This window comes from Dyella tabacisoli (assembly GCF_003350925.1).
GTDB lineage: Bacteria > Pseudomonadota > Gammaproteobacteria > Xanthomonadales > Rhodanobacteraceae > Dyella_C > Dyella_C tabacisoli.
Genome location: NZ_KZ857173.1, coordinates 242,529 through 265,163, shown reverse-complemented (window position 1 = coordinate 265,163; position 22,635 = coordinate 242,529). Strand labels below are relative to the sequence as shown.

16 protein-coding genes are annotated in these 22,635 nt (G+C 54.6%); 6 read left to right on the top strand and 10 right to left on the bottom strand.

Going from position 1 to position 22,635, the window contains the following annotated elements:
- Positions 1-80: 80 nt before the first annotated feature.
- Positions 81-590, top strand: a complete 510-nt coding sequence (locus DVJ77_RS00870) for a tetratricopeptide repeat protein (protein ID WP_114843581.1) — start codon at positions 81-83, stop codon at positions 588-590.
- A gap of 1,326 nt (positions 591-1,916) precedes the next feature.
- Entirely contained in the window at positions 1,917-4,145 is a 2,229-nt protein-coding gene (locus DVJ77_RS00860; protein WP_114843579.1) for an eCIS core domain-containing protein, read from the top strand.
- A gap of 651 nt (positions 4,146-4,796) precedes the next feature.
- Here DVJ77_RS00860 and DVJ77_RS00855 read toward each other — a convergent pair.
- The gene (locus tag DVJ77_RS00855; RefSeq protein ID WP_225427696.1) at positions 4,797-5,225 is read right to left on the bottom strand and encodes a hypothetical protein; all 429 of its coding nucleotides are present in this window, start codon (positions 5,223-5,225) and stop codon (positions 4,797-4,799) included.
- Between the two features lie 859 nt (positions 5,226-6,084).
- On the opposite strand from DVJ77_RS00855, the gene DVJ77_RS00850 reads away from it, so the two are divergent.
- Positions 6,085-6,375 (top strand): hypothetical protein, encoded by a 291-nt coding sequence (locus DVJ77_RS00850; RefSeq protein WP_114843577.1) that lies wholly within the window; start codon positions 6,085-6,087, stop codon positions 6,373-6,375.
- Positions 6,376-6,482: 107 nt separating this feature from the next.
- Here DVJ77_RS00850 and DVJ77_RS00845 read toward each other — a convergent pair whose 3' ends face one another.
- From DVJ77_RS00845 to DVJ77_RS00810, 8 genes are all read right to left on the bottom strand, one after another.
- Positions 6,483-7,037 carry a GNAT family N-acetyltransferase gene (locus DVJ77_RS00845; protein ID WP_225427694.1) on the bottom strand — a complete coding sequence of 185 codons (555 nt, stop codon included), beginning with the start codon at positions 7,035-7,037 and terminating at the stop codon, positions 6,483-6,485.
- Positions 7,038-7,237: 200 nt separating this feature from the next.
- Positions 7,238-9,517, bottom strand: a complete 2,280-nt coding sequence (locus DVJ77_RS00840) for a glycosyltransferase family 2 protein (protein WP_114843576.1) — start codon at positions 9,515-9,517, stop codon at positions 7,238-7,240.
- Positions 9,518-9,541: 24 nt separating this feature from the next.
- Positions 9,542-11,011, bottom strand: a complete 1,470-nt coding sequence (locus tag DVJ77_RS00835; RefSeq protein WP_114843575.1) for a tetratricopeptide repeat protein — start codon at positions 11,009-11,011, stop codon at positions 9,542-9,544.
- Positions 11,008-11,259 (bottom strand): acyl carrier protein, encoded by a 252-nt coding sequence (locus tag DVJ77_RS00830; RefSeq protein ID WP_114843574.1) that lies wholly within the window; start codon positions 11,257-11,259, stop codon positions 11,008-11,010. Before DVJ77_RS00830 ends, DVJ77_RS00835 begins: the two co-directional genes overlap by 4 nt.
- 1 nt (position 11,260) lies before the next feature.
- The gene (locus tag DVJ77_RS00825; RefSeq protein WP_162791311.1) at positions 11,261-12,958 is read right to left on the bottom strand and encodes an AMP-binding protein; all 1,698 of its coding nucleotides are present in this window, start codon (positions 12,956-12,958) and stop codon (positions 11,261-11,263) included.
- 66 nt (positions 12,959-13,024) lie between these two features.
- Positions 13,025-14,440, bottom strand: coding sequence for a class I SAM-dependent methyltransferase (locus tag DVJ77_RS00820; RefSeq protein ID WP_114843572.1), 1,416 nt, complete (start codon positions 14,438-14,440; stop codon positions 13,025-13,027).
- Positions 14,437-15,204: an ABC transporter ATP-binding protein gene (locus DVJ77_RS00815; RefSeq protein WP_114843571.1), complete on the bottom strand. Its 768-nt coding sequence runs from the start codon at positions 15,202-15,204 to the stop codon at positions 14,437-14,439. Before DVJ77_RS00815 ends, DVJ77_RS00820 begins: the two co-directional genes overlap by 4 nt.
- 16 nt (positions 15,205-15,220) lie before the next feature.
- Positions 15,221-16,030 carry an ABC transporter permease gene (locus tag DVJ77_RS00810; RefSeq protein WP_162791310.1) on the bottom strand — a complete coding sequence of 270 codons (810 nt, stop codon included), beginning with the start codon at positions 16,028-16,030 and terminating at the stop codon, positions 15,221-15,223.
- Positions 16,031-16,732: 702 nt separating this feature from the next.
- Here DVJ77_RS00810 and DVJ77_RS00805 point away from each other — a divergent pair.
- The 3 genes from DVJ77_RS00805 to DVJ77_RS00790 all read left to right on the top strand — a co-directional run bounded on the left by DVJ77_RS00805 (position 16,733) and on the right by DVJ77_RS00790 (position 21,981).
- Positions 16,733-18,874 carry a rhamnosyltransferase WsaF family glycosyltransferase gene (locus DVJ77_RS00805; protein ID WP_162791309.1) on the top strand — a complete coding sequence of 714 codons (2,142 nt, stop codon included), beginning with the start codon at positions 16,733-16,735 and terminating at the stop codon, positions 18,872-18,874.
- Between the two features lie 116 nt (positions 18,875-18,990).
- The gene (locus DVJ77_RS00800) at positions 18,991-19,599 is read left to right on the top strand and encodes a hypothetical protein (protein ID WP_114843568.1); all 609 of its coding nucleotides are present in this window, start codon (positions 18,991-18,993) and stop codon (positions 19,597-19,599) included.
- A gap of 702 nt (positions 19,600-20,301) precedes the next feature.
- Entirely contained in the window at positions 20,302-21,981 is a 1,680-nt protein-coding gene (locus tag DVJ77_RS00790) for an amidohydrolase (protein ID WP_114843567.1), read from the top strand.
- A 23-nt stretch (positions 21,982-22,004) separates the two neighbouring features.
- Here the strand turns inward: DVJ77_RS00790 and DVJ77_RS00785 are convergent, their stop codons facing one another.
- A complete protein-coding gene (locus DVJ77_RS00785; protein ID WP_114843566.1) occupies positions 22,005-22,604 on the bottom strand; it encodes an FMN-dependent NADH-azoreductase in 600 nt (199 codons plus the stop codon).
- Between the last annotated feature and the right edge of the window lie 31 nt (positions 22,605-22,635).

Here is a 22,635-nt window from a genome sequence, read left to right as displayed (position 1 = left end):
ATTGTGTTGCGCGATGTGATGATCTTGTGCAACGTACCCGAGGTTGACTGGCAAGCTAGTCGTAGCAACAAGGTGCGGAAATGAAAGAGATACCTCAGACCGAAGTTGAGCTTAAGCGTTACTTGCGCACCGTGGAAAAACTTAGGAGTTCCTCTGATTTCCCTGCCGCGTTGGAGGCTTGCCAATTGCTGATTTCTCATTCGCCGACGTGCGAAGCAGGCTTACGTGCAAGAGCGGATACCTATGCTGATATGCGTGATAGAGAATCCGAGGTCGCTGATCGAAAGGCTCTTGTTGAACTCGGATCACCAGAGCCGGGCGATTATTTCGACCTCGGGGTGGCGCTATGGAGATCCGGCCAGCTACCTGAAGCAGCTGAGAGGTTTACAAGTTCGATCAAATTGGGTGAGAAAGAAGACTTTCACTTTTACACCAATGCTTCCCGCATGCATCTGGTGGCGCTACTAATTAAGTTGCAACGCGAAGAAGAGGCATTGAGAGAATGCTTACTTGTTCCAGATAGTTATTCTTCATACTTACCTGATGGTATGACAACAAAAGAACAGCTTATTGAGAAGCTCAGCAAGTAGATTGGGTGGTTTAGTCAGTGGATTTAGGCATGCGGGTGATGGGGCATCCCAAGATTACCCCAAGGTTTGCGGAGCCCGATCGGCGGTATCCAAACCTGTATCCACACTCCGGATGTTTACCAGATAGCGGGTTACCAGTGTGGTTTCCACGGCTTGAGCTGGTTCCGGCTAAGAAAAGAACTGGCAGGCCGGAAGGTTTCCGTGCCATGCCACCCACATCGCCCGCGCGTACGTAAAGTGAGGGGAATGGAAACCGTTGGCGTTCGGGTCTCTGTGCGAGACTCGAAGTAGGCGGGCAGTCGCAAGTGGCTATCGTCTGACAGTAGATTTGACGGTAACTTGAAAATCCGCAAAGAAGGAATCGTTGAGTACCAAGACTTTCAAGGCTCTATGCGATGCCCCCCTTGGCACCAACAACAGTTTCAGGACGTCTCACGGCGTCTCTGAAATACACGGAACCTCGCCTAGTTGCGGGGTTTTTTGTTTCTAGAGATCTCAGGGTGTCTTAGAGAAGCTTGGGCTTTTAGGTAGGTTTTTGGGTATGTTCTCAGCTTACATACCCAAGCCGGCTCCTCATTATGCCCCGTCTCGCCTCTTCGCTGACTGAAGTCCAGGCCGCGAAGTCCTACGCATTGGCGAATGGTAACGGCCTGTCACTAACGGTTAGTCCTGCAGGGCGGAAGGCATGGGTAGTTCTTTACCGCCGACCAATGAGGTGTGTTCGTAAGCCCCCATCCAAACCAACACAAGCACCCCCATAAACAGTACGAGTCCGGCGATGAGTGAGATCCTTATCCGTAGATTTTCGCGCGGTATCTTGCAAACAAATCGGCTGGCAACGCTCGGGACGAAAAGATAAGACGCATTATTTTAATTTGCCCCGACGGCACCGAATTATTCGGGTTACCTATGCTTGCCCAATACGCGGCCTGCTCGGACTTTATTCGCGATATGAATGTGAAGAGAAAGTACATGTAGCACCCAACCGCTATCGGAAACCCCCAGGACACGATGTAAAGGATCACTTTCATGCGTGTTACACCTTTATTGATAGGTCCAAGCGATCTTGGCTGTGTTGCCCAAGAGCCAAATGCGTTTTGAAATGGGTACTTTCCCTTGGGTGCGTTACACGGTATACGCAGGCCGAGGCTTGACGACATGCTGGGCGTGGATGCAATCCGGTTCAAACCAGTGGTGGACGGTTCCGTCGCGTAGCCTGAAGGTAACCTGCTCAGAGTGCTTACTTGATAAGGGGGCGGCAATTGAAAGCGAATACTTCCCTCCGTCTCCTTTTCCGAGCGTTAGGCATATGAATGGAGATGGATCATGCGCACGTTTGCACAGAAACCAAACGCGACCAAGCAGACTACTTCCACCAAGTCCACGATACCCACCCGATACCACTCTGGGCAAAGTTCCGCGGTGAGATCGATCTTTCACTTACCGCGCACGATAGGCAATGAAGCGGATCAGCGGATGCTTCAGGCTGACGCTCAAGAACACGAAGCCGGATTGATCGGACCGGCATTGCCCTGGTTTGGGCACGATTTTAGCCGGATTCCCATACATTCTCCTTCAGCGGGTGCGACACAGACGGAACTGGCTAACAACAATCCGGGGGACGAATACGAGCAGGAAGCAGGCCTGATCGCTGAGCATGTGATGAGGATTTCCAAATCGGAGCTCCAGCCTCAATCACATGATTTCGCGGGAGCGGCACAAGCCGCACCAGCGATCGACAGGTGGGGACATAGACAGTGCAAGCCGCTGGAGATCGGCGCCACCGACGACCCCTTCGAACGAGAAGCGGACCAGGTGGCTGAGCACGTGATGCGGGCGCCGGCGGGAGATCCGCCTCACATCTCGACGATCGGTTCATCGACCGCGGGCGCGCGCGAAGCCGCTCCGCCGATTGTGGGTGACGTGCTCGGAGCAGCCGGAGAGCCGCTCGCGCCAGCGACCAGGGCCTTTTTCGAACCGAAATTCGGATACGACTTCGCATCCATTCGACTGCATGCCAATGACAGGGCGGCAAGATCGGCGGATGCCACTCACGCGCGCGCCTATACGGTCGGCGACAATATCGTGTTTGGCAGGAATCAATATCAGCCCGAAACGGGAGAAGGCAGGCGATTGCTTGCGCATGAGCTCACGCATAGCATCCAGCAGTCGGGGCATAGCCGCGTCATGCGGGAACCGAAGGCGGTAGTTCATCCGAGCGTGATGCCGGACATCGCGGACAAGTTTACGCAGTTGTACGCGAAGCTCAGTCCAAAGGAGCGCTACAGGCTCTATCGGAATATCACCATCGCCATTGGAGTGGTCACCGAAAAGAGCGACACGGAAGCCAACGAGCCTCGCTACGTCTATACGCTTTCGGGCAACGCCTCGAGCAAGGAAATCGATGCGGCCGCCGATCAGCTCGGCCTGACCCGGTGGAAGCCCTCGGCCCGCACGGAAGGGCGTGGAGCCGTTGGCGCACCAAACGACGCGGAGCAATTGCTGGAAGGGGGAGCCGAAACCAATCACTTCGACGTCTGGGCCGTGGGGGTGAACCGCAGGCTCTGCACGGATTGTGCGTTACACATGGGCGACGCGGAGATCCCTGCGCAGGCATTTCCCGACGGGGCGTTCAGGCAAGGCGGAGCGCTGTGGAAATATCAGCCTCCCGCTGGGGGGGGGGCGGGTGAAGGCGATAGCGAGACAGCGGTCGTGGCGACCGGCGGGCAAGGCAAACCGGGCGCTCCGCCCAAGGCCCAGGGCGATGTCGAGCCGCCAAGCGGAACCCCGCCGACCGCGACGAAGGCATCTGGTGGCGCCGGCGCCCCGCCCGAACATGAGAGCGGAGAAACGACACCAGCCACGGGCGGCGCGGGCGCCGGTTCTCAGGTGGGGCTGCACATCGGGTTGGGTGTGGCGTCGGTGGGCCTTTCTCTGCTTGCCGGCTACCTGAAGGCGCGCGTCGACGCGAAGATCGCGCAAAAGCAGATCGATGCGCTCCTTCATGTTGCGGGACAGCGGATCAACGCCCATCCGGACGAAGCGCTGAAGAAGATGATGTTTGCGCCCGAGGTGACGACCTATGCCTGGGTTTTCCTGAATAGTTCCGTCATCACCTTTTTCGAAGCCAATGCCGGGCCGGAACCGATCACGAGCGATTCCTCGCCGATGATCGATATCGACAGTATCAATTACGCCTATCAGCCCGTGGATCCATCAATTCCGCAAAACTTCCTGTCAGGTATCAGCGGCGGCGGACATCATATGACGACCACGCGTACGTTGATTATCGACATTCCTCTTGTGACCCCCTCGGTCGAGGACATGTTCGAATACGCCAAGGCACACGATATATGGCTCGGCGGCCTGCGTGATTACGTGATGTACCGGCTTCAGAAGTCCGTCGCCAATTTTCAGGTCGCCGTCTCGGATCTCGAGCAGCACCGGGGCACTCAAAAGGACATCGACAAGGCCGACCTGCAAAATCGCTATTGGCAGGACCTGGCGGACCGGATTCTCGCGGCGGAGAAAAAGCAGACAGCATCAGCGCATTAGGCGCGATTGATTGGTGATGATGAGGATGGACGTGAAGGTCTCGTAGATTGCTGCTTCGGCATTCGTCGGCATCTCTCCGCCGGATAGATTGCTATATCGGGCATCCTGCGAGGACCATGGAAGGATTGCCATTTCTGGCCAAATCACCAGGCACGTCTTTGCAGGTGAGTGCTCATTGATCCAGATGCTGCCGCGCGCCACTACTTACATAAGCTCACACTATATCAATCCACATACGGACGACCCCACACAGCGTTCGCGTGCGATGGGTTTCCGATCAGGCTTTCTCAGCCTGTTTCGGAGCTGCGGCGCGGCGTGGAGCCAGTGGCGTCCATCGCCGCGCCTTGCTGACCTCTGCCAAACGGAACAATGACGCGGCGTTGTTTTAGTGACCCCAAAGAGTGGAATCGAAAGGCGGATTGACCTCAAATTGCACATAGGGCGTGGGGATACCAAATCCTACTGTCTTCTGTTCGCCAGGATTGATATCCGTCGATCCATCCGAATACCAAAACGGCGACGCAGTGTAGGCGCGCCATCTAATCGTTACGGGAATGCTCATGACATTCGTCACGTATACGAATCCGAAGCTAGGCCCTTGGTAGATAGTTGTCCATTGCCTTGCGGGGCAGAATGTTCCTCCACTAGCCATTAGCGTGCTCCCTTCGGTTGTGATGCAAGCCTGTATTCCTTGAGAAGAGTTTGGGCGTTTGCCGGTGCCATGGCTGCCCATCGCATCGCTTCGTTACACGCCATCAGCGCCAAGTAGCACCGGGAAATAAGTTCTCGCTCGTCGGCGATCGGGAAATATTCCTTTCGCATGTATGTCTCAATGCCACCGGCTCGCAAATGGTGTCCCTCGGCGAATACGGGCTTTTTCGGCAATAGCGGTAGAAGGTCTTGTACAGATTTCACTGGATACTTGAGCTTTGACTTTCGGGCGACCCTTGCGATGCCGGCACACAAGCGTAGTTCCGGGCTGTAATCAAGTGCGGCATCCATCACCGCATGGTCTTCGGGGGTGAAAACAACCCTTTCATAAGGACACTCGGTCACGGACTTTTGTTTTGCCGTTGCCATAGCTATCTCCTTCAGTTGGTTAATTTCCAAGACACCGCGCGCAAGACGTGGCACTACCTTTCTGATGTTCGACGCCTCATTGCTGACCATTCCCTCCAGTTCCAGGTGGATTGGCGCATACGAACCTGGCTCATAGACAGCGTGGATGTTCTGGCCAGATAGCTGTCATATGCCAATAACCGGCTCCCCGATTTACCGCTATGTACAACAATGCTGGCCTGCTTGCGTCTGCCGTAATATTTTTCGGCGCTCGGATGTGGCTCAGCGAGGTAATAGCCAAATTGATAAGGTTAGTTTCAGTGCATTTAAAGCTAAAGGCACGAAAGCAGCCTGAATGAAGTTTATTTATCGATGACAGTGGCCTAAAAGTAGACCACTTAAAATGAATTGACGAATTATCTTATATGAAAATCACAAAACCCTATGTGTTTACACCTCTAGTTGACGTGAAGGTTTTGTCAATTTAGTGTGAGTGGCAGTTTGATGCGGAATGAATGTTCTGATCTTCGCTGCCACTTATGAAATGAGGGTGTTTTCAAATAAGCATTGCTTGGCCGCCTTGGCCGGTTATTGAACCTGCAGAGGCTCGGGGGGGGCATTCAGTCCAAGCCTTACTGCTTACTTGCCTAGTTGCGATCGGGAGGGCAAGTCGGCGACGTCAGTAAAAGGCAACGCCAATGCATCAGCGGGGCTGAGCGACGCTGTCATTAAGTAGAAAGGGCTCGCCAAGACGGGGCAGATAAGAGTCATTTGGGCGCCTGTAAATCAGCGCACCAGTCTATGAATATCCCCTTGCAGCCGTTGGTCATCGGCGTACCATCTCCGCCGGGGTGAAACATCCACTGAAAGGGAGAGTTTGATGATGCGTTACATCGCTTTATCTGCGGGCCTGCTGGTTGCCACCATGCTGGGTGCGGTCGGTCCAGCACATGCCGACGCGCAATCTTGTTCGTTGTGCCGTCAACATGTCCAAGACTGTATCGTCGCAGGCGAGAGGCCTGTGCAGTGCGAAATCGAATTTAACTTTTGTGTTAGCGAATGCGCCAGTAGTGTCCGAAACGACAGTGGGTTGACGCTGGCCCCCATCAAGCCGGTCTCGCCCGCCATCCCGCGCGACCAGCGTCTGGTGGCAGGACTCAAAAGCCCCTAGGCTTTAGGCAAACTACATAGAAGATGCCCCGGCACATACCGGGGCATTTTCGTTATATCGCCATGTCGTTGGTGAAGTTTGATGCCGGGCGCGCTGTTAGACCACCATCAACGGGCGGTAAGCTTGGCGGCGAGTCGGGCTTTCACGCCTGGCCAGTCCTCGCGCACGATGCTGTAGAAGGCCGTGTCCCTGGGGGTGCCGTTGGATTCAATCTTGTCCTGGCGCAGGATGCCCTCGAACATTGCGCCAATCTTTTCGAGTGCGTGCCGGGATCTGGTGTTGTCAGCTTTGGCCCGAAACTGGACTCGGTTTACACCGAGGGTTTCAAAACAATACTCAAGCAGGAGTTGCTTGCATTCGGTATTGATTCCGCTCCCCCAGAATTCACTCGCTATCCAGGTGACGCCGATTTCAATCTTCTTGTCTTGAGGATGGATATCGAGGAGCCGGGTGGTGCCGATGACCCGACCGCTGTCGGCAAGGCACACCAGAAACGGGTAGGCCTTGCCGTACTCCCTGTCCTGCAAAGCTGCCTTGAAGTTTGGGTAGAAGATGGCGGGATCGGAGTAATTTACCGACGTCAGTCGCCAGATTTCACGGTCGCTGCCAACATGGAAGAGTTCGTCCAGGGTTTCTTCTTCCACGGGACGAAGTTCAACCATGCGGCCCCTGAGGACCAGTGGGTGTTGAAGCCATTGAGTAACCAAGATGCACCTACTACGGTCGAATCCGCACGTCGGTCGACGCGGGCGGTGTATTGCACACCCGAAGGCTGGCTTTTCAGCGGCACAATTGAGGCGATTGAGGGCTGAGGTCAGCCGGGGCTCTTTGCAAGCTTATATTTGTTTTGTCATTCGTGCCCCTAACTGCGCGGCGGGAAAGCCAGGTCGAAACAGTGACTGGAGAGGGACAAATTGGCGTTATAGGCGGGGTCTTTCAGCAGGCGCTTACCCCAGCGAGAACGCATAAATTCTATTTCGCGTTGAAAACGGTCTTGTTGTTCGGGAGTGATTTCAGAACCGCGCGAGGCGGATTCCAGGTGATACATCTGTGCATAGGGTGTCCATACATTGCGATAGCCGGCGTCGCGAACACGTAGGCAAAAGTCCACGTCGTTGAAGGCTACCTTCAGCGACTCGTCCAGGCCGCCAACCGCGTTGTAAACCTCACGCCGCACGAGCATGCAAGCAGCGGTGACCGCGCTTAAGTTCTGTAACAACAGGCCACGGTTGTGACTTCCGCCGTAGCCTCGTGGCTGATGCAGGTAAGCATGTCCGGCAACACCGCCCAGACCGACAATGACTCCGGCGTGCTGAATTGTGCCGTCTGGATAATAGAGCATGGCGCCGACCGCACCGACGTCGGGACGTATCGCGTGGCTGACCATTTCCTCCATCCAGTCCGGTGTGATTATCTCGATATCATTATTGACCAAGCCAATGACGTCGCCAGTGGCGTGACGTTCGGCAAAGTTATTGATCGCCGAGTAATTGAACGGTGCGTCGTAGCGCAAGACTTGTACGTTGGACAATTTGGAAGCCTTGTCCAAATAACGCAGCGTAGAACTGTCGGTAGAGCCGTTGTCTACGACAATGATTTCATAATTTTCATAAGTACTTCTTAGTATTGAGTCCAGGCAGCTACGCAGAAGTTTGGTCTTATTGCGGGTAGGTACGACAAGACTGACTCTTGGGGCGGGTTGTGGACATGGGAAGCGGATACGGCGGATCCCATCTGCTGCTGCCGCTACTGTGGCGTCTACGCCGATGCGTATGAAGTGCTGTTCCAGGGCCTTTGTATCGCCGGCATGCATGGCTTTGCTCTTCGGCGATATCGATGCCGGGCGCTCGTGGTAAAGCACGGCTGCTATATGGCCGATCTGTGCGGAACCTAGACGTTCGACGCAGCGCAGAAGAAAGTCATAGTCTTCTCCACCATCAAATCCACGACGGAACCCTATGACGGTTTTGACCAGGGCGCTGTCGAAAACGCATAGATGGCGAATGTAGTTCTGCGAAAGAAGTAGTTCGTAGTTCCAGTCGGGCTTGAAGTTCGGATCGAATCGGATTCGCCTATCGTCGATCTTGTCCGCATCGGTGTAGACAATCTTCCATTCAGGATGCTTGTTCACCTCGTTAGCGATCCGGTAGAGCGCGAGGGGATGCAACTCGTCTTGGTCCCGGATGACCGTGATGTAGTCTCCCCGAGCTTGGTCGATGGCGCTATTCAATACGTCCGAATTATCGCTGCGATGCTCCATGAGCACGATTTTGATGCGCGGGTCTCTGCGCGTGAATTCATTCAAAAGAAGACGGATATGCGGCTTGTCTGATGCGTTATCCGCGATATGAAGCTCCCAGCATGGATAGTGCTGTGCGATAACGCTCTCGATGCATAGGCGCAGAGCGACCTCGTGGGTGTTGCAAGTGCGAATGACAACCGAAATGAGCGGTTTGCGGGGCATCGCATGTATGCGGGTTTTGATGTCGGTCGGGATCGAGTTTCCGTACAGCCGGACCCACATGAGGTAACGGCCGCATAGAGGTGTTTGTTGTCCCTCGGAATATTCGTGGTAAAGCCAGGTAGCAAACCCTCTCTGGCCCTTAAGGCAAAGTTTGGCCGTCGCCGTTAACATCACGGTGATCTTCTTCTTGATGCTGACCGTTGATCGTATGAGGGTGAACAGCATCCGATACGCTGCTTCCAGCTTGCTCAGTTTGCTCAGGCGGGCCTGGTCCAGTTCGAACTGGCTGCGCGCAACGATATCGAACCGTAAGTTGACCAGCTCGTGGGTAAATCTGGCGATGGCCAGATGCTTGCCTGGCGAAGTTTCCGTCAGCGGTAGCGGCAAATGGCTTTCTTCGTTCAAGCTCGTTCTGTAATGGGGGTAAAACGCTGCCCACGACAAAGTCTGGTCGAGTACCGGCAGATCGAGTTCGAATAGGTACCATCCCCCCGTCAGCGTTTCCCCGCAGCTTGGCTTCAAGCGAAATTGTCTGAGATTATCTGTCGACGGATCGGCATCGAACGCCTCGGACGAGGCCGACGAAGTTCGCCGAAATGGCTTGGCGACTAAATCAATGGCATCAATAGCCAGCAATGCTTGGCCAAAGCCATTTTTCTTGCTGCCCTTCCTGCGCATGGATTTCACCTGTTGAATACCGTATCAGCGCGTATCGCTCTCAATAAGCCATATCAGTGCGTAGATATCTGGATGCTCCGGCCATAGCAAATAAGCATTCATCGCCTCTTTCCTGGCATTGCCGACATCGCCTGCCTGCAGGTACGCGACGGATAGCCAATAACTCAGATGCGGCGAATCGGAAACAAGAGTGCGGCATGTCGCCATGACATCGATGGCCTCATTTCGTCGGCCCAATGCGAGTAAGTTGTAACCGCAATCAGAGACGAACTGGCCGTTGTGCGGCGCAAGCTTCACTGCGTGCAGCGAGGCATTCATGGCTTCGTTTAGTTTGCCTGAATGCCGACAGACGACACTCAATAAATGCCAATAGGCGGGACGGTCCCGCCTAAGTTCGATAGCTCGCCTGATCGTGGCCTCGGCCTCTTCGAACATGCCACTCTCCCGCAGGATGTCCGCCAGCAAGTATTGGTATGCCGTACTCGCGTCAGGGTGCTTGGCAGCATTTCGGGCATTGGTCAATGCCATGGACAGATTGCCTTCGGCCTTATCCTCACATGCCTCAAGTGCAGCCATTCCGTACGGTGTGCTGTTATCGAACGCATATACTTCATAAGCGGTCGAGGATGCGTGGTCCGATACCTCGACTAATAGTCGGCGCTCGGCTAATTCCCAGATAACAAGATCGGGCTTTTCCTCATCGATGGCTTCAAGGTGCAAGCGTGAAGTTGCACCAAGCCAGTCCACGCGTGCGAACGACTCGTTCATGAAAATGCCGAGTTCCGTCGCAAACGAGTCGCGCAACACGAATGCATGACCGCGCCCGCGTGAGGATTCGAAGCGCTTCCAGGCATTGCGACCGTCTCCTGCGTAGTTCAGGACTAATCGCGTAGCACCGCCGCGTATCGACGCAACAGGCATATCGGCTGTAACCTCCGGCTCAACTAGAGCGCCCATATCGCCATAGGTCGGTCGAAACCGATAACCGACATCGGCCGCTGTTACGGGATTCATGGGGATGTCAGGAGGGAGGTGCTCGATCAGGGTGCGATAGGCGACGAACGCGCCATAGGCAGACCAGTGCGTGTCGTTGGTTCGATAGACGTCGATACCACCACGCGCGCCGATCAATGAGTCTTCTGGGTTGATGATGGTCAGATTATCTATGCCCGAATATAGCTCGCTGAATTGACGGGCGGGCGATCGATCCGACAGCGCCATGTGCGTTGGAATTTCTTCCCGAAAGATGTAGCGGGCTTCCGGCGCGATGAGTATATGCAACCGCAAACCACGCAGTTTGAGCAGCCGTGCTCGGGTTTCGAGTTGGCGTTTCCATCTGACTGCGGCCGTAGTCGAGAACAGTGGATCCCTTGCCATATTGGAGATGGCCGGGCTGTCTGCATACTCACAGAACAAGCGATTCGACATCCCTCGCACAACAATCGGCGGGCGACCTTGCAGATTCGATGCATGAGGCACTGTCGGTTGATTCATGTACTTTCACCGCAAGCAGATTCATTGCGCAGTGCATCGATCAGTGCGCCCACACTGTTTGCTTTGAGCGCAACCCTTTCGTCAATGCGCATGCCCAGACACTTTTCCAGGCGGATCATCAATACCGTATGCGATAGCGAGTCCCATCCATCGACGTCGGCGGCAACCGTATGGCGACTGATGCTGCTTGCATCGACGGAAAAGGTTTCCGCAATGACCGATATAACCGAAGCTGTCAGGTCTTGCATATCATGCCTTCATCGACTCTGCATGGAGATAGCGCGTTTTGTTTGTTTCTCGGCAAAGTTTGCCACTGGTTGTTTTGATTAGGGTGCCGGGTGCGACGAGTAGGACAGACCTCAGGGTAAGCTCCATCCGGTTAAAGACAGCGGTCTTGACCGCCCGTTGGATGGATGTTCGCGTCTCACCGGCGGTCGCGTCGCTTTCCGCAAGAAGAATCACTTCCTCGCTGTCTGAATCGGCATCCTCGATACTGAAAGCGACGGCGCGGCCAGGTTTGATCCCATCCACTTGGCTGACAATGCCTTCGATGTCGTTTGCATAGTAATTGCGGCCGTGGACGATCAGTATTTCTTTCAAGCGTCCGCAGATGAATAATTCTTCGGCTTCAATGAAACCGATATCACCGGTCTTGTACCAACCGTCCGTCATTGCTGCACGGGTGGCGTCGTCATTACGGAAGTATCCAGAGAAAAGATAACCGCCCCGGATTTGGATCTCGCCTACGTCGATATCGCCGGGAGCGGCATCGAGCGTGCTTGATAGAACTTCATCGGCCGGCGCTAGTGGAACAATCCTTAGCTGGACACTTTCGAGAACATGCCCGCAAGACAGAAACGTTTGTCCGTTGCGATAGTACGGATCTACGATCCGGGCACGGGAAAAACGTTCGAGCAGATATCTGTCGACTGTAACGGACCGGGGGGAGGTCTCCAGCGAAGACTGTGAAATGGCAAAAACGGCTTCTGCCATGCCATAACATGTCTGTAGCTGCTCGGCTCGCAAGCCGTGGCTCCGCATGGTATCGAGGAAGGTTTGTGCCGTCTGCGGCCTGCATACCTCAGAGCAATTGATAACGGCGCGGACATGCTGAAGATCGAATACAAGGTCTCCCGGCAAGGTGCGGACGACATGCTGTAGCGCAAAATTCGGCATCCAGGCGAAGGTTGCGCGATAGGTATCAAGTGCTTGTAACAGCTTCCATGGTTGTGCCACCCATTCGAACGCATCCAGTGAGACGATGGTGGCGCCGGCATAGAGCGGCAGTAGAAAGCAGGCAATCAAGCCCATGTCGTGATAGAGCGGAAGCCAGGAGGCGACAATATCTTTGGAGCTAAAGCCTATGGCCTGTGAATACGCGACCATATGCTGCAGGAGTTGTCCATGCGAGAGCATCACGCCTTTGCGTAAGCCCGTCGTGCCCGAGCTGAATTGCAGCAGTGCTGTGTCGTTCAACGCGCCACAGACCGGCTTGAGTTCGGACAATGCTGTAGCCGAGACGAGCGACCGATCATCGATGTCGAGAATGGTGCAGGGCTGCTTCGCTAGTGCATCGCGAATGGCTGGGATGTTGTCGGCATAAGTCACCAGCAGGCGTGGATTGACCTGCGCAAACATGGCCCGATATTCGCGCCAGTAGATATCCATATCCTGCTTGGGCGTTGGAAAGGGGATGATGGCGGGGATGGCGCCTAGCCACATGGCTCCCAGAAAGCCAAAATAGATTTCATGGCGATGCTTGAGCGCAAGGAAGACAATGTCGCCTTTTTGCACGAGATTGCGACTCAGTATGTCGGCCCAGCGGCGCGTCTCATCGAACGCATCGCCATACGAAAACTGCCTGGTCAGCCCATCTTCGTGCGATACGAGGAAGGGCTTGAACCGTCCCAGGTCTTTGTGTTTTTGCAATGTTTCGAGCAGGAACATTGGCATTCCAAGAAGGTAAGGGCGGAGCGGTATGGCCCGATCGCACTTGTTGCCTTGGTCTAGCTTTCAGTCTTTGAATAGCACGGCGACGTCTTGAATTCCGATAGCTGCTTCGGCGATCTCTGCAATGCGTAGATGGGCACCCCATCTTTTGCGGACATCATCATGGGATTGAAATGTGTTCTTGTAATAGCCGGTACCTATAATCGTATCGAGATCGCCACATGCCAGGGCATCGTCGAACCCTTTTTCTGCAAAGTTCGTCACGATGTTCGTATTTAGGTATCGCGTTGAGAATCCCAGTGCCGTGCTGCCATGAAATGTCAGAATGGCGCAGCCGCCGGGGCGAAGAACACGACGAATTTCGGCCAGCCATTTTTCCTGGGACTCATGGGTCAAGTGAGTCATCACCGACAACCCATAGATCAGATCGAAGTGGTCCGATGGCAGCGTAGTTGGTGGATACAACGGAACCTGGAGGAAGGTCACCTTCGGAATATTGGCGCGAGCCCATGCAAGGTTGTCTTCGTCTATATCGGCACCCCAGAGCTCGCTGAACTTCTCCGAGCTGGAAAAAACGCGCGCCAAACGTCCCCAGCCACAGCCCCAGTCGAGGACCCGCAATCCATCCAGGGTTTTCAGATGGCGCCGGGCCATATCGGAGATGGCTCGGCTATGCATCAATGCTCTTATGGGGCTGGCTTCGGGAAAGTCGCCAAGTTGGACCCGACTTCGCCTGGCGTGACTTGGTTGGCTCTGCCATAGACCCAGATCCTTGGGTACGTATAGCACTTCGGCACAATCATCTCGGGAATCGTCCTTGGGTCTGAACTCAAAGCGATAGGCCGAGCCATGGTGATTTGTCTGCGCGAGGTCGATGTCGATCCGCCACATGCTCCAGGTTGCGTTTGGCCAGAACCAGAAGTAATTCAACGGTTCGACATCTTGCAAAGGCCGGTGCAATTCGAACACCACGCCATCATCGCCAATCACGTCATACGCAAAGGGATCGCCGCCAGGGGGCAGGTACATACCTTTGATCGTTAGGTGATTTCCACGGAACGAGATCGCATCGCCGCCAAGCCCGAGCAGTGGTTTATAAAGCATGGCCGAAGCATCGGTGCTGGATAGGCCGGCAAATGTAGGAGACGCGGTGCGCGCCAGAATCATGGCGGCTTCTAATACAAGCTGCGATGAAGATTCGCGCACTTCAATTTTTACGCTTTCATCACGCTGAGCAGGTGGCAAGGTAAAGTAGAAAGCGTTATTCCCCGAACCAATGCCATGTTCCAGTAGATCTGCGCGAGGAAAACCTGCCCGCACGCGTCCATGGCATACATCGTCAACGTACAGCTCCACCTCGAACACATAATCAGGATCAGCGGGGTCGATGACCCATCCTGCGACGTTTTCGTTGTCGTACGAATCGACTCTGCCGATGAACTCTCGGGTGGCTACTTCCAGTCTCTGGTTTTCCATCATGATGGCTGCCTGAGGTTGTCCGATGGAGATGTGGCTTCATAAGCCTTGAAAACGGTTGCCAACGAGCCCTCCATCACAATCGAGCCCTCTTGCAACAGAACGGCGCGATTGCAGTATCGGCTCAAGGTGGCGGTGTCATGCGAGGCGAGGGCGAGAATGCTGGCCGTGTCCATCAGTTTTTCCAAACGCTTGGAAGTCTTGGTGATAAATGCGCGATCGCCTACGCCAATCATTTCATCCAGCAAAAGAATATCCGGGGCACGCGCTGTCGATATGGCAAAAGCAAGTCGAAGCATCATGCCGCTTGAGTAGGTTCGAACGGGTAGATGCAGGTACTCCCCAAGCTCCGAAAACTCCGCGATTTCGGGGATTCGCTGTTTCACTTCCTGGCGGGACATACCGACGAAGGCGCCTCGCAAGAGGATGTTCTCTTCGCCGGTCAGTTCAAAGTCCATGCCCAGTGTGATGTCCAAGAGTGACGAAACACTACCGTTGATGTCGGCGGTTCCGCTTGATGGCTCGTAGGAGCCAGCGAATACACGTAGAAGTGTTGATTTCCCCGCACCATTTCCACCAAGAATGGCCAGTCGGTCGCCGGCGTGCAAAGACAAGGTGACGTCACGCAGTGCATTAACGGTTACCAGATCACCCTGCGGTTGGATTCGACCGCCAACTCGACGTAGCAAGCCATGGCGCAGCGAACGAGTGCGCGCGTTGTATATCGGAAAGTCGACCGTCGCGCTACGAAGCTGGATGGATGGCATGGACCGCGTCCTCCGATTAAAGCCAGTAAACAACACGTGCGCGGTAACGTGCAAAGAAAGGCAAAGTGAAGATCAGGAGGATGCATATGATGATTCCCGCACCCACGTATAAACTTAAATCCGGGGCCTTGCCACGGATAGGCTCGGCAATCAACTGAAGAAATATCGCGAATGGGTTCAAATGGACGAAATACCAGCCTATCGGCCCCATCTGCTGCGGTGCCCACATCACGGGCGTAGCGAAGAATGCGACTTGCAGCGTCGATTGAACAATCTGCGGGAAGTCACGAAAACGGGTGCTCAACAAGCTGGATACGAGCACGGTCAAAAAACCCGCAATGAGCAATAAGACAAGTCCTGGCACCACCAGCAGCATCGCTATGCTTGCTCTGAATCCGAAGACCAGAAAAATAAACGGCAAGACGACCAGATTGTGCGCGAAGATAGTCACATTACGCACCAGGACCCGCATGATGTAGATCGTCTTGGGTAGCGCGTCCTGGCGAAGATAGGCACTGGCCTCCACAAATGCGGCCGTGCTGTCATTGGCCATGCCGGCCATCAGCAGCCACACGATGTAATTGACCGCCAGATATGGAAGATAGTCGTGCGGTGGAATTTTAAAGAGTACGGCGTAAAGAACGCCGATGCCGGCGATGAATATGCCGGTGCTGATGGATATCCAGAACTGTCCCAGGCGTGATCGGCGATAACGTTGCCGAATGTCCTTTAGTCCGAAAGGCAGCCAAACATGCCAGGCGCCAACACCTTCGATGAAATCTCTCTTAGCGAACTGCCAACTCCTAGAAGTTAGGCGATGAGCCATGGAAATTTGGTCCCGATGCGAGAATATTTTTGGTCGCTCTAATTTTGGCGAGCTTGATACAGGCATGCATACGGCTGTATCGAGCATCGTCTGACAGAGCCTGGAAGTGTCTTCCTGGTCGCCCCTTGAACGTCACCGTGCGCCCTCTTTGCAAGTCCTTTTTTCGATGAACAAGTGCACCTTACAGTAGCCGAACTAAAACAGGTGAGTAGTTGAAGGTGTCTGCCGATTCGGCGCGTTACGGACACAAAATACTCATCTCTTAATAGATAGTGGTGAAGGTTGTTGCGAAATTTTTGTGAATGTTATTACGACGTGATAGAGATGCAGCTTGGATCGATCTAGCTTTAGCATGCTTTTGTGTTTGCTGACGCTGATATAAGCTGGACCAAGACCAAGGGTAGTCTGCATATAACGACTGGCGGTGTTCTAATTGTCGCGTGCCAGGGGAGACCGGTTTTTTGCGTCCCGGAAACTGATTAATGAACCCAAGTGAGTGGCATCGATGTAGCGCGCCTCGGCTGCTGGCATATTTGATGCAGAGAAAGCTCATGCAAAATTCAGTAATCACCCGCAGTACTCGCTTCGCGTATGAGCTAAATCGATTTCAGCAGACATGGGGTGATCTTCTGATGACTGCTTAGAAGCCTTGCCAAGAGTTCGATTTCGCGATGAAACACCAAGCGATTTATGGGGGTGGGCATGGATAGTCTGCGTCACAGAATCAAGCATATCGCTACAACCGTGCTTTCTGGAGGGCGCCCTAAAAGTCAGCCTGATGTACTCGCGGCGACTATCGACCCCGAGTACTTTCGACTTCAACTGGCGGCGGCAGGTATCGACCCGGTAGTGGAAGACCTTGTTGCTTTCTATAAAGGCAACGCCGCAGCGCGTGCATTGAGCCCGAACCCTTGGTTTGACGAGGTTTTCTACCGATCCAAGAATCCTGATGTTTCGTCTGCAATCGATGAAGGCAATTTTCTGTCCGGGTTCGATCATTTCGTCCATCACGGAATTCGGGAGGGGCGCTGTCCCAATTTGGCGTTCAATCAGCAGATGCTTGGTCAAATTGCTTGGCAGGAAATAGGCGATCCGGCGCAATTCGATCCCGATTTTTATCTTCTTGATTATGAACTTGTTCGTCAGTTCCTAAAATCCATGCCTATCGTGACGCCCAGGGAATTTTTCAATCTGTATGGGCGGCGTATGGGACATATGCCAAGCGTGTCCAAGCGAGGGGAGGGCGAGGGGCATGCGTCGGCGGTATTGCAACCATGGTTTCACAATATCAACCAAGAGCTTATCTTTTCTGAATTCGACGCGGATCACTATCGGGAAACGTATAAGCATGAGCTTGGCGATATGTCGCCGAGTACACACTACCTTCACATAGGAAGGAAGACGGGGAACTCCCCGAATGCTGGATTCGATGAAATGTTTTATCGAACCTTCTACACCGACATTGGGCGTGCGGTAGCATCTGGAAAGCTATCGTCGGGCTTTGAGCATTACGTACTGGCCGGGCGCAAGGAGGGTCGGATACCTAAGTTTGAACTGACTCGTTGTCTGGAGCAGATTCTGCCGGGGTTGACTCAGCCGGTAGCTCTCGCGAACTTTCTGGAGCTTGAACGCAGATTGAAGCCGCATCGCCACAGGCTTGTCGAAGAACAGCCCCGAACGGTATGGTTTTTTGTTCCTCGCCTGAACCCGGATCTCTTTTTCGGTGGCTATTCGACGCTCGTCCATCTGGCTGAGGCATTCCTCTGCCGGGGTATTCCGATCGGGTTCTTTCTATTCGAAGACACCGCCGATTCGTTTAACTTCTTTTGCTATCGGAGCCCGAATTCGGAGCTGACGAGGCGTAAGAACGAGATCGCACTTTTCTCGGCATTCAGTGAGGCGCCCTTCCTGCTTGGCCCCGATGATGTTTTGATAGCGTATTCGGCTTGGCAAGCTTTGGCTGCCGGTTTCTACGCAAAAAATCTGCGAAGCAAGAAATTCGTATTCTTAGTGCAGGAGTACGAGGCGGTATTCCATGGCCATGACAGTGCGCATTTTCTTGTCGATATGGCCTACAAGAAGCCACATATCGCCTTATTCAATTCCGTTTTTCTTGAGAAATTCTTCAGGCAGCAAGGTCTAGGAGTTTTCGAAAAAGACAAACAATCGACCGATTATATTACTTTCGAACACGTGCTGACTCCCGTGTCGCCGCCTTCATCGTTAGTGCTACAGGCGCGCAAGACGCGGCGGGTGATTGTTTACGCCAGGCCGGAGACCCATGCGCAACGCAATCTGACCGAGATTTGCTTGATTGCGCTCCGCGAAGCGATAGCGAAGAATATTTTTGGAAGAGACTTTGAGTTCATCGGCGTCGGTGCACTGTCCGGTCCGCATCACGTCGACCTTGGGTGGGGTCGAACACTGGAAATATGCCCTAAAGTCGACAGAGACTCATATGTCGAATTGTTGCAGGGGGCGGACATCGGATTGAGTCTTATGTACGCACCGCACCCCAGTCTGATTCCTTATGAATTGGCTAACGCGGGTGCCATAGTCGTGACCAATACCTTTTCAAACCGAAGCAAGCTGGATATTCAGGCCCGTTCCCCACGCTTGATTCCAGTCGATCTAAGCGTTGATGACATAGTTGCTGGACTGCAAGAGGCTGTCAGCAAGATCGGTGATATCGATTTGAGGACAAACCCTGCTTACGCCGTAGCATCACCTGTTTCATGGCAGAAGGTATTCGATGATCTCTTCATTGACGAGCTATGTAAGCAGCTTGATAACGGCATGTCAGAAGAGGGTGCATCAGATTTTGTCAATGAACTTCGTGCTTGAACTCATTTAAACAAGCAGTTAGAACACGCCAGTATTCAATGTCGCGATGTTCGGCGACTTTTGCGTAACGTGATTACATCGCCATTTCGCATGGGTATCCTCGACGGAGCAGAATCATGGGCATCTATACATTGAAAATGTTTGGCCTGCTTGCGGCGTCTGTGTTGATCGTGGCTTGCAGTTACGACGATGCAAATGACTCCACGCATTCGATGAGTGCTAAAAGCCAGGGCGCGGCTACTGCAAGTGGCGCCTTGGCGGTCGTACTTCCATGGGAAAGCACGACCGTCACTGAATTTAGTGGCGATCCGAGCACCATTGCGCTGGCCGGGAAGTGCTCTTTGGAAGGTATCAACGGTGCCGCACCAACGACTCCCCTGGTATCAACGCGCAGTGGATTGATTCCTACCGGCGCGGTGGTGAAAAGCGGCGGCAATGCTGTTTTCAACGGATGGATGGGGGACGCGAACGGGCAGGTGCCGACTCGTGCGTTACTCGTGCTGCAAGGACCCGTGGCAAGCTACGCGGTGAAGATCGTTGGTGGTGGCGCGCGGCCGGATGTGGCGAAAGTGATAGGCAGCGACGGGCTGAAAACCTCCGGTTACGTACTCAAGACAACCTTGTCAGGTGTTACACCGGGTGACTATCGCTTGTGGTTAGTTTACGGAGGCCCGTCGGCAGCCAGTGCGTGCAGGGTCTACTCGACGTTGCGGGTTGCCGCTTGATTGATATGGCTGGTTTTGGCCATAACATTTCGTAGGGCAGTCTTAGGGCAACCAGATCCCCCCGATGACCAGATAGCCATGTGAGGGAGGCCTGCCGTCCAGGTGGGCTTCTCAATGTCTATTGGATCGGCGCGGCTTACATGCTTAGGCAAGGCATCAATCGGGACTCGTTTGTAGTCGTATTCCTACACAATCTGACGCCTTAAGCTGATAGCCCGCCAGCGCTGACTAGCGCACGCTATGCCTGCTCGGCGAGTCAGGTAGATTGCAGCCTTAACGCCAACCGATGACCCGGGCTTCTCAGATGCGCTTAAGGCGCGCCCATCACGGGTTTATCAACATGATTACGTATTCACTCAAGCAATCGACTGCGGGCGGGTGGAGCATATGCCGCTCGGGCTTTGCTCTTTTCAGTGACCTGCGTTTGGGGCCGGCGATCAAGCTTGCTCGCGAAATAGCGCGTGATGAGCACCTTCGTTCGGGGCGTGTCATTTGCGTGGAAATGCCGGGGCCGGCTACGAATATCCGATTGGCGCGCTATGGTTTCGTGGTCGAGCGGGAGGAAGCTGCTGTCGCCGTTTGATGTGATAGCCGCTGCAGCGATTTACTCTTTTTATGCGTAAGATCATTCGAAAGTAGTGCTTGTCTTGACGATGCGTTATAGACAGCGCTGTGTTTCGGTCTTTCGTTAGGAGTTTGTCGATGCGCTTGTCGGTTCGTTTCTCTGCGGTTGCCTTGCTCACGGTGGCTATGTTGCCGTTGCAAGCAACGACGCTGCTGACGCATGCCCGTATTCACACCATGGACCCGGATCACCCCGTTGCTACCGCACTGGTCTGGGACGACGGCGGCAAACTGCTTGCGGTGGGCGACGCTGCTGACTTGAAGCAACGCTATGCCGATGCTTCAGTGGTGGATGCGCAGGGCGGCACGGTGATTCCCGGTTTGATCGACGCACACGGTCATTTGCTGGCTCTTGGCACTCTGAGCAGTCAGGTCGATTTGGGCGGCAGCACGAGCAAGGCGCAGGTGCTTGCTCGCTTGAAGGCGGAGGCGGCGAAGTTACCGCCTGGAGCCTGGCTGGTCGGATATGGCTGGGATCAGAATCGTTGGCCGGAAAAGCAATTTCCTGATGCCGCTGATCTGGATACGGCGTTTCCTGATCGGCCGGTTTATTTGGATCGCGTCGATGGCCATGCCGCCTGGGTCAACAGCGCTGCCATGAAACAGGCGAAGCAATCATTGAATGGCAATTGGCAGCCCGATGGAGGCCGCATTCATCGGATCGGTAGCAAGGCCACTGGCGTGCTTATCGATGGGGCCAAGGCTTTGGTGAGTGATGCGATTCCGCCGCTCACGGCAGAGCAAACCCAAGCAGCCTATCGGCGCGCATTCGCCGATGCCGTGGCGGCCGGGCTCACCGGAGTACACGATGCCGGAGTTAGCCTGGCTGATTTCAAGCAGCTACAAAAGATGGCTGCGGCAGGAGAGATTCCGCTGCGCTTGTATGAGATGGCCGATGGCAATAACGCCGCATTGGAATGGTTATGCCAGCAAGGCGGGCGTTGGTCCGACCCCAGTGGCCGCCTGCGGATGCATGCGGTCAAGCTATATATGGACGGTGCGCTGGGTAGCCGTGGCGCGGCGCTGCTAACCGACTACAACGACGAACATGGTAATCGCGGCATTCTGGTTACCTCGCCCGAGGCCTATCGGACTGCGGTCGAAAAAGCGCATCGTTGCCAGGCTCAAGTGGCTACCCACGCCATCGGTGATCGCGCCAACCGGATGGTGCTGGATACTTATCAGGCGGTGCTGGGTAAAGATGCCGCCGACGATAACCGTTGGCGTGTCGAGCACGCACAAATCGTGGCACTGGACGATATTCCGCGCTTTGCCCAATTGCGATTGATTGCCTCCATGCAGCCCACGCATGCTACTTCGGACATGCCTTGGGCCGAACAGCGCCTGGGCGTCGCGCGTCTCAAGGGCGCCTATGCCTGGCAGCGCTTTATTCACGAACGGGTACCACTTGCCTTCGGCTCTGACTTTCCGGTGGAAAGCGTCAATCCCATGCTGGGCATTTATGCCGCTGTTACTCGCCAGAATTTATCCGGGCAGCCGCCGGGCGGCTGGTTTCCCGAGCAGAAGGTGAGCCGACTCCAGGCCTTGGCCGGATTCACTCGTGGTGCTGCTTATGCCGCTTTCATGGAGAACGAGGTCGGCATGCTCAAGCCCGGACTGCGTGCGGATTTTGTGATACTCGATAGTGATCCGATGAGCATCGCTCCGCGGGCTATCGCTGATCTGAAGCCAGTAAGCACGTGGGTAGATGGCAAAGCTGTCTATCACGCGCCTCAATCGGGTGGCACCACACCTTGATCGGTGTGGTGCCAGTGTAGGACTCAGGCGGCCTTGCGGATGACTTGCTTGCGATTCACTTGACCGATAGCGGCATGGGCTGATTCGAGTGCTTCCACTTTGTGATCGGCGCTGACATTGACGCCTTCGGCGCGCACGAATTCCACTTGGTCGATGCCGATAAATTTGAATACGGTGCGCAGGTACGGCTCTTGGAAATCCATCGCTGCGGCTTCGCTGCCATTGCCATAGAAGCCACCACGGCTCGAAGCAATGATCACCCGCTTGCCACCGGCCAGGCCCAGCGGCCCGTTTTCGGTGTAACGAAAGGTTTTGCCGGCGACCATGATGCGGTCGATCCAGGCTTTGAGCTGGCTTGGAACGGAGAAGTTGTACATGGGTGCGCCGATGACAATGACGTCGGCAGCGAGAAAAGCATCCATCACGGCGTTACCCAGCACAGCGCCAGGATCGCCGGCATCGGCCACCGGAGACCAGTGCGGCAGCGGGTGTGCGGCGAGGTCATGGTAATTGACCTCCAACTCAGGCTGGGCCTGGATCAACTCGGCTACGATGGCCGCGGTCAGGCTGCGAGAAACCGAGTGGTTGCCTAAGGCACTGGCGTCGATATGCAGAAGCTTCATGGCGATTCCTTGAACACGAGCCGGACTGAGC

Excerpts from the sequence above, each read along its gene's own strand:
- DVJ77_RS00840 (WP_114843576.1), bottom strand. The coding sequence starts at position 9,517 with ATGCGCAGGAAGGGCAGCAAGAAAAATGGCTTTGGCCAAGCATTGCTG.
- DVJ77_RS00820 (WP_114843572.1), bottom strand. The coding sequence starts at position 14,440 with ATGATGGAAAACCAGAGACTGGAAGTAGCCACCCGAGAGTTCATCGGC.
- DVJ77_RS00810 (WP_162791310.1), bottom strand. The coding sequence starts at position 16,030 with ATGGCTCATCGCCTAACTTCTAGGAGTTGGCAGTTCGCTAAGAGAGAT.
- DVJ77_RS00870 (WP_114843581.1), top strand. The coding sequence starts at position 81 with ATGAAAGAGATACCTCAGACCGAAGTTGAGCTTAAGCGTTACTTGCGC.
- DVJ77_RS00850 (WP_114843577.1), top strand. The coding sequence starts at position 6,085 with ATGATGCGTTACATCGCTTTATCTGCGGGCCTGCTGGTTGCCACCATG.
- DVJ77_RS00830 (WP_114843574.1), bottom strand. The coding sequence starts at position 11,259 with ATGCAAGACCTGACAGCTTCGGTTATATCGGTCATTGCGGAAACCTTT.
- DVJ77_RS00805 (WP_162791309.1), top strand. The coding sequence starts at position 16,733 with ATGGATAGTCTGCGTCACAGAATCAAGCATATCGCTACAACCGTGCTT.
- DVJ77_RS00845 (WP_225427694.1), bottom strand. The coding sequence starts at position 7,037 with ATGGTTGAACTTCGTCCCGTGGAAGAAGAAACCCTGGACGAACTCTTC.
- DVJ77_RS00855 (WP_225427696.1), bottom strand. The coding sequence starts at position 5,225 with ATGGCAACGGCAAAACAAAAGTCCGTGACCGAGTGTCCTTATGAAAGG.
- DVJ77_RS00800 (WP_114843568.1), top strand. The coding sequence starts at position 18,991 with ATGGGCATCTATACATTGAAAATGTTTGGCCTGCTTGCGGCGTCTGTG.
- DVJ77_RS00825 (WP_162791311.1), bottom strand. The coding sequence starts at position 12,958 with ATGTTCCTGCTCGAAACATTGCAAAAACACAAAGACCTGGGACGGTTC.
- DVJ77_RS00785 (WP_114843566.1), bottom strand. The coding sequence starts at position 22,604 with ATGAAGCTTCTGCATATCGACGCCAGTGCCTTAGGCAACCACTCGGTT.
- DVJ77_RS00790 (WP_114843567.1), top strand. The coding sequence starts at position 20,302 with ATGCGCTTGTCGGTTCGTTTCTCTGCGGTTGCCTTGCTCACGGTGGCT.
- DVJ77_RS00860 (WP_114843579.1), top strand. The coding sequence starts at position 1,917 with ATGCGCACGTTTGCACAGAAACCAAACGCGACCAAGCAGACTACTTCC.
- DVJ77_RS00815 (WP_114843571.1), bottom strand. The coding sequence starts at position 15,204 with ATGCCATCCATCCAGCTTCGTAGCGCGACGGTCGACTTTCCGATATAC.
- DVJ77_RS00835 (WP_114843575.1), bottom strand. The coding sequence starts at position 11,011 with ATGAATCAACCGACAGTGCCTCATGCATCGAATCTGCAAGGTCGCCCG.